The organism is candidate division KSB1 bacterium (assembly GCA_022562085.1).
GTDB lineage: Bacteria > Zhuqueibacterota > Zhuqueibacteria > Oceanimicrobiales > Oceanimicrobiaceae > Oceanimicrobium.
Genome location: JADFPY010000228.1, coordinates 1 through 7,373, shown reverse-complemented (window position 1 = coordinate 7,373; position 7,373 = coordinate 1). Strand labels below are relative to the sequence as shown.

The window sequence follows — 7,373 nt, the reverse complement described above, 5'->3', positions numbered from 1 at the left end:
GCGCGAAGTGATGAATGTGTGCCCTTACGCAACCGTGTTTGGCGCGAAGAATCTTCGGAGGCGTAGCAGATTCTTCGCACAGATGATTTGTTGCAGAAAATAAAAAACTGTGCGCCTTGTGCTCAGAATAACATCTAAGTCATTGTTTAGATGATAGATACGCAAGTGAGAAATGTTACTCTTTAAGTTATTTTGTTAAACTTAAAGAAAATGGATTTTCCAGATTCTCGTTTTTTCTTGCTTTTCAGTATAGCAATTTTTACATTTCTGACGCATTTAGAAAACAGAGAATGAGCATATGAATGGTAAATGGAGAAAAAATACCGCAGTTTTTTTAGCATGTGTTTTCTTTGTCCTCAGCTTTAGTGTTGAATTTGCCCACCAGCACACCTATTCCCAAACCTCACTTCTAATACTACACGAATGTGAGTGTGAAATTTACTCAGACGAGAAAAATTCAATTCAAAATGGCAGCAACGTTTGTTTTTCCTGTGTTTATTCTAAAACCCCGGTCGTCTTAAACCCCGGCTTTCAACCATCACAAAGCCTCGATACAAGCCAAAACCCTGGAGCTATCGAGGAATTGGTTCTACCAAGCCAAACCGGTTCGCTTTTTAATACTCGCGCTCCACCTCAAGCCATCTCCTAAGCTTAATTCACGCACAACTTCGGAAGTAACTTCTTGGTGTAATGCTTTGCACTAAAGGTTATGATTTATTTTCGAGGTTTGAACTTAATAAAAGGGAGCTGTAGAATGTTAATCCCGAAACTTTTTCCAAAACTTATAATTTTCTTAGTTCTAATATTTATTCAAAGTTTTGTTTTTGGGCAGCAGGAAAGCCAGAAATCAAAAGAAGAGATAAAAAAACTCAAAGAGCAAGTTGCTGAACTTGAAAAGACAGTTTCGGCGCTAAAAAAACACTTAGGCTCAGGCGAAACGGAAATATCTTCCAAATCGGATAGTAGTGCAAAAACGCCGGCTGATGTTGAACTGGAAAAGCAACTGTCTGCAGAATTGGGCACGGAACCTGCTGAAGCGGCCGAACCGATTCAGTCTTCGCGAACATCGTCAGGAAGACAATTCGGCCTGTTTCAAAACATGAACCCAAACATCGGTGTCATCGGAAATTTTTTAGGACATAAGATTCTGGACGGTGGTAAGGATGGTGACGGCTTTACCTTTGCTGAGTCCGAGATTTCTTTCAGAATGATCATCGACCCCTTTGCCAGCGCTGATTTCTTTATTGCCATCGTGCCCCCTGAAGAGACAGTAGAGTTAGAGGAGGCCTATCTTACTTATTTAGCTTTGCCTTTTTTTCTTAAGGCCAAGCTGGGATTTTTTCGCACAAACTTTGGTAAGTTTAACCGGATTCATCAGCCGGAGCGGCCCTTTATTGATTCTCCATTAATTTTTGATCATTATTTTGGCGATGAGGGGCTTGTGGAGCCAGGGCTTTCCCTGAGCTGGCTGGTGCCAAACCCGTGGGACAACTTAATTGACCTGACTTTTGAGATTACCAACGGACAGAATGAAGTCAGCTTTGACGGCGGTGACTCCGATGACTTTCTTTATTCGCTCCACCTCAAAAACTTTTTTGATTTGACGCCGAATGCCACTCTTGAGCTAGGACTTAGCGGTGTCACCGGCGTAAACGATCCGGCGGGTAAGCAGCGTTCATTTGTTGAAGGGATTGACCTTACCTACAGATGGAAACCAGTGCGCTATAACCGCTATCGCTCATTTACCGTGCAATCTGAGTTTCTATTCAGTCAACGTGAGCAAGCGGCGGGAAATAACGTCAATAGTTTTGGCTTCTTCACATTTTTGCAGTATCAATTAACTCAGCGGTTGTTTCTAAGCGCCCGATTTGATTATGCGGAATTTCCAGACAGTGGTGATTTGAATCAAAAGGCGATTTCGGGTATCCTGACCTTTTGGCCGAGCGAGTTTGAAACACTGCGGCTTCAATACAAACACACAAGTGGCGACGATGTTGAGATAGATAATCAAATTTTCGCCCAATTGTTTTTTGTCATTGGCGCTCATGGCGCCCATCCGTACTAGTGCTTTGATCCTAAAGAATAATGCATATAGGAATAAACCAGACATGGATGACCAAAGCTTGGTTTTGAGTGTCATTAGTTGTCATTAAGTCATTTATTGTCATTTCTTAATGACCAAATGACCATGCAATGACTTTAATGACTGTTCAATACCGGACAAACAAAATGCCAATTAGTTTTTGAACGTTAATGAGGAATCACTGTCTAGATAAAGTCTGGGAAAGTTAAAGAGGTTAATGAATTTGTGAATGTGACTACCAGTGAAAGGAAAAAAAATGACCCGCAAAAATCTATTTAAGATACTTCTTGTTCAAATGTTTGTGATCTTTGTAGCCATTGCTCCAACCCAGGCTGCGAAGAAAATAAGAGTGGTGACTTCACTGCCCGATTTGGCTGACATCGCCAAACAGATCGGCGGCGATAAGGTAGATGTTTTTGCTATCGCAAAGGGGTACCAGGATCCGCACTTTGTCGACGCCAAACCGAGCTATATGATAAAGTTAAAAAAAGCCGACCTTTTCGTTCAGGTGGGCCTCGACCTCGAAATCGGTTGGGTCCCTCCTCTTCTGGAGGGCGCCAGGAACAAGAAAATCTTATGGGGCGGTGACGGATTTGTAGACGCCTCGAAAAGTATGGCTCTATTGCAAGTTCCCAGGGGAGACCCGTCAAAACTGCGGGCAAAAGGTGACATTCATATTTTTGGCAATCCTCATTACTGGTTGGACCCTTTGAATGGCAAGATAATCGCACAAAATATTTTTGAAGGACTCATCAAAATTGCACCGGAAAATGAAACCTATTTTAAGCAAAACCTGGAGGCGTTTGAACAGAAAATAAACGATGCCGACCAACGCTGGCAGGCATTGATGGCGCCTTATCGAGGCACCGAGATTTATGCCTATCACAATAGCTGGCCTTATTTTGAGCAGCATTTCGGGTTTAAGATCGCCGGTTTTATTGAACCCAAACCGGGCATTTCTCCATCGCCCAAATATATGGCAAAAGTCATCAATGAAATGAAAAATAAGAATATCAGGATTATCATCATCGAACCGTACTATCCGCCCAAATCCGCCGAGTTGGTGGCGAAAAACACCGGCGCTGTTCTGGTTGAATTGGCTCCCGAAGTTGGCGGTCAGCCGGGCGTGGATGATTACTTCAAACTGTTTGACACCAACATCAACAAACTTATCGAAGCTTTCAAAAAAGTCGGCGTGGAACCGAAACCTTTGAGCAATTAGGAGACCGCTATGTTAGAAATGTTTCAATTGCCTTTTATGGTGCAGGCGTTATTAGCTTGCACCATAATGGGATTGCTACTCGCGTATTTGGGTATCCATGTGGTCAGGAGAGGTATCGTTTTTGTTGATCTGGCCCTGGGCCAAATTTCTTCTCTCGGCGTGGCTTTTGCGAGCTTTATTGGCGGCGCCCTGCTGCCGATTTCGATTACTTTTACACTGGCCGGGGCGTTTCTGCTTTCATTGATTCGCATCCACGACAAACGTTTGAAGCAGGAAGCCATCATCGGGATTATCTACGCCCTGGCCTCAGCCGTGACCGTGCTGCTGATCTCGAAAACGGCTCACGGCGAATCGGCTATTTCGGAAGTCTTATTTGGCAATATTCTGGCCATTCCTACGGCCGAGTTGATGACCATGGGGGGAGTCTTCGTGATTCTCGGGCTCTTGCACCTGATTTTTTCAAAACGCATATTTAGAGTGACCGAAGCCTTCCGAAAAGGACGCCCGCAAACCGATTTTCAGTTCCGCTTCTGGAACTTCTTTTTCTACCTTTCCATCGGCCTGGCGATAGTTTTTGCGGTTCGGGCCGGCGGTGTCATTCCGGTCTTTTCTTACCTGGTGATTCCCCCGGTTGCTGCCATTTTGGTGACTCAGAGTGATAAGGTTGTGGCCATCCTTGCCCCGGCGTTTTCCGTCCTGGTCAGCCTTTTCGGACTCTATTTTTCCTACACGTTTGACTTTCCCGCCGGGTCGTCGATTGTGGCGGTCTTTGGGATTCTCTTTATTATGTGCAGCCTCGTTAAACTTGGGGTACATAAAAAAACGCAGCTGGAAAGTAAAAAATGAAATGGAAAAAAAGTGAAGTTGAATCTTACTTTTTTTACCACTCCGGTTTTTTCTGGTGCAACAGTTCATCGTTGTCAGAGGCTGATTCTATTAACTTCAGCATACCAAGCATGGCCTGTTTGGGTTCAGTGTTCGCCAGCCGTCTCCGCAAAGCTGCCAGCCATTTCATTTCGTCTTCAGGGTAAAGCAGCTCTTCTTTACGCGTGCCGCTCGCCAGTAAGTTAATAGCGGGAAAGATTCTCGCTTCTGCCAAGGCACGATCCAGAACAATCTCGCTATTGCCCGTGCCTTTAAACTCTTCAAAAATTAAATCATCCATGCGTGAGCCGGTCTCGATGAGGGCGGTGGCAATGACGGTTACCGAGCCGCCATTCTCAACATTGCGTGCAATCCCAAAAAATTTTCGCGGAATCTCAAGCGCTCTTGCATCCAGGCCGCCGGACATGGTGCGCCTGGCACCTGACCCATGCAGATTAAATGCACGCGCCAGCCGGGTAATGCTATCCATCAGTACAATAATTTCACGGCCGCACTCCAGCTCACAGCGGATGTGGGCCAGGGTCAGCTCGGCCAGGTTGACGTGTGATTGCAGACTCTGATCGTTGGAGCTGGCCAGCACTTCAGCTTTTACATTGCGGCGAAAATGGGTGACTTCCTCCGGGCGTTCGTCAACCAGCAAAACCACAATGCGCGTGCCCGGCTCGCTGGCATGAATGGCATTGGCGATCTCTTCCAGAATTCGGGTTTTGCCGGTTTTCGGCGGCGCTACAATCATGCCGCGGGTACCTTTGCCGATAGGCGAAATGAGATCAATAATGCGCATGGATACGTTGCCGCCATCCCCGAGCCGAATTCGCTCATTAGGATCGATGGCCACCAGCCGGTCAAATCGGGTGCGGGCCTGAAACTGCTCGGGAGCCAATCCGCAGACCGACTCGACCGCGTCGAGCTGCTCTCCTTTTTCTGTGCGGCGGGTTGTTCCACTGACTTCTGCGCCATCCACCAGCCGGTATTCACGGATCAGCTTTGTGGAGACCCAAACGTCCCCGCGTCCCGGCTGAAAGGACCGCGCAGGATCGCGTAAGAAACCACTGCCTTGCTTGAGGCGTTGCAGAACGCCGGTTGCTGTTTCGGACATATTGAATTCTTTCTGGTTGAGTCTTTTTGGGTAAGTTAGCCTTCGTCTGACCGGAAAAACCGTACTTGTGCTTGAGGATGTGAACAAAATGATAAATTAACCTGAATAAGTCAAGCAAAAAATAGTTGACTGTTATTTAGAAGAACACGCCAAGATGTTTTACGAAACCTTGGAAATATTCTCTCCGTAATAAAATTGTTTCATATTACCAGCATTTTTTCTATATTTATATCTCTTTTTTTAAGCTTACTTTTTTAATTCACTTTCATCAAAGGAGAATGAGCTATGAAACTCCCGGCATCTATTCTTTTATTCAGCATCCTTTCGCTGCTATTTGTATGCACTGTTTTGGCGGCAGAAAAACGCTCTGATGTTAAACCCCCGATGGCCAAAGTCAAACCAAAAAAGCTCGAAAATCATGGCCACGTTCGGACTGATAATTATTATTGGCTGAAAGAACGCGAGAACCCGGAAGTCATTGACTACTTAAACGCGGAAAACGATTACACCGATGCCGTAATGGCACATACAAAGGACCTTCAGGACGAACTCTTTGAAGAAATCAAAGGCAGAATTAAACAAGACGATTCTTCCGTCCCTTACAAGTTAGAGGACTATTTCTACTACACGCGTTATGAAACCGGCAAAGAATATCCGCTTTACTGCCGCAAAAAAGGCTCACTGGAAGGAACTGAAGAGATCATGCTCAACGTCAACAAAATGGCGGAGGGTCATGATTATTTTGCAGTCAGAGGCCGAAAGGTAAGCTGGAATCAGGACCTGTTGGCGTTTGCTGCCGATACAGTCGGCCGGCGGATTTATGCTCTGCAATTCAAAAACCTGACCACGGGGGAGATATTACCGGACATGATTCCGGCTGTGACAGGCAACATGGCCTGGGCCAATGATAATAAAACGCTTTTTTATGCCAAGCAAGATCCTGCTACATTGCGTTCGTTTCAAATTTACAAACATACTTTGGGAACGGATTCCGCTACCGACCAACTTGTTTACGAAGAAAAGGACGACACTTTCAGCTGCTATGTCTCGCGTACCAAGTCTAAAAAATATATCGTGATTGGCTCTTCGCAAACTTTAAGCAATGAGTACCGCTATCTTGATGCGCATAATCCTGAAGGTGAATTTTCGATTTTCATGCCTCGGGAAAGAGAGCATGAATATAACATCGATCATTATGGCGACCATTTCTATATCCGCACCAACCTGAATGCAAAAAATTTCCGGTTGATGAAAACGCCGGTTGCGAAAACCGCCAAAGAGAATTGGCGGGAAGTCATTGCCCACCGCGATGATGTGTTCTTGCAAAACTTTGAGATGTTCAACGATCATCTCGTTGTGGGTGAACGCAAAGATGGTTTGCGGCAAATCCGCGTCATCTCCTGGGATGGCTCGGACGATCACTACCTCAACTTTGGCGAGCCCGCTTATCTCGCTTATGTCAGTACCAATCCTGATTTTAACACGACCACCCTGCGATACGGCTACCAATCGATGACCACACCCAATTCGATTTACGATTATGACATGATAAGTAAAAAGAAGGTTCTGCTTAAACAGGATGAGGTGCTTGGTGACTTTAGCTCTGAGAATTATGTAACCGAGCGTTTCTATGCAACGGCACATGACGGCGCAAAAGTTCCGATTTCAATCGTCTATCGCAAGGGAGTAAAAAAAGATGGCAGTAACCCGCTGTTATTGTACGGCTACGGTTCTTATGGCAGCAGTCGGGACGCCACGTTTAGCGCAGCCAGGTTGAGCTTGCTCGACCGCGGTTTTGTTTACGCGCTTGCCCATATTCGTGGCGGGCAGGAAATGGGTCGTCATTGGTATGACGACGGTAAACTCTTTAAAAAGAAAAACACCTTTACCGATTTTATCGATTGTGGGAAACATTTGGTTAAGGAAAAATATACAAACTCTGATAAGTTGTTTTGCTACGGCGGCAGCGCCGGTGGGCTGTTGATCGGTGCGGTGCTCAACATGGCTCCGGAGCTGTTTTATGGAGCGGCGGCCGCGGTGCCGTTTGTCGATGTGGTGACAACCATGCTGGATGACAGCATTCC

Annotated in this window: 5 protein-coding genes; 4 read left to right on the top strand and 1 reads right to left on the bottom strand. The window is 45.8% G+C overall.

Features of this window, described 5'->3' with window-relative positions:
* Nucleotides 1-754 precede the first annotated feature (754 nt).
* The 3 genes from IH879_16215 (at nucleotide 755) to IH879_16205 (ending at nucleotide 4,151) form a co-directional block, all read left to right on the top strand.
* Nucleotides 755-2,065 carry a TMF family protein gene (locus IH879_16215; protein ID MCH7676472.1) on the top strand — a complete coding sequence of 437 codons (1,311 nt, stop codon included), beginning with the start codon at nucleotides 755-757 and terminating at the stop codon, nucleotides 2,063-2,065.
* A 274-nt stretch (nucleotides 2,066-2,339) separates the two neighbouring features.
* On the top strand, nucleotides 2,340-3,305 hold the full coding sequence (locus IH879_16210; protein MCH7676471.1) for a zinc ABC transporter substrate-binding protein: 966 nt from the start codon (nucleotides 2,340-2,342) through the stop codon (nucleotides 3,303-3,305).
* Nucleotides 3,306-3,314: 9 nt separating this feature from the next.
* Nucleotides 3,315-4,151: a metal ABC transporter permease gene (locus IH879_16205; GenBank protein ID MCH7676470.1), complete on the top strand. Its 837-nt coding sequence runs from the start codon at nucleotides 3,315-3,317 to the stop codon at nucleotides 4,149-4,151.
* Between the two features lie 34 nt (nucleotides 4,152-4,185).
* Here the strand turns inward: IH879_16205 and rho are convergent, their stop codons facing one another.
* Nucleotides 4,186-5,289, bottom strand: a complete 1,104-nt coding sequence (rho, locus tag IH879_16200) for a transcription termination factor Rho (protein ID MCH7676469.1) — start codon at nucleotides 5,287-5,289, stop codon at nucleotides 4,186-4,188.
* Nucleotides 5,290-5,574: 285 nt separating this feature from the next.
* Between rho and IH879_16195 the strand changes: the two genes are divergently transcribed.
* On the top strand, nucleotides 5,575-7,373 hold a 1,799-nt coding region (locus tag IH879_16195; GenBank protein MCH7676468.1), incomplete at its 3' end, for a S9 family peptidase.

Bases quoted from the DNA above. Each gene is read 5' to 3' on its own strand.
- IH879_16215 (MCH7676472.1), top strand. From the start codon at position 755: ATGTTAATCCCGAAACTTTTTCCAAAACTTATAATTTTCTTAGTTCTA.
- IH879_16210 (MCH7676471.1), top strand. From the start codon at position 2,340: ATGACCCGCAAAAATCTATTTAAGATACTTCTTGTTCAAATGTTTGTG.
- IH879_16205 (MCH7676470.1), top strand. From the start codon at position 3,315: ATGTTAGAAATGTTTCAATTGCCTTTTATGGTGCAGGCGTTATTAGCT.
- rho (MCH7676469.1), bottom strand. From the start codon at position 5,289: ATGTCCGAAACAGCAACCGGCGTTCTGCAACGCCTCAAGCAAGGCAGT.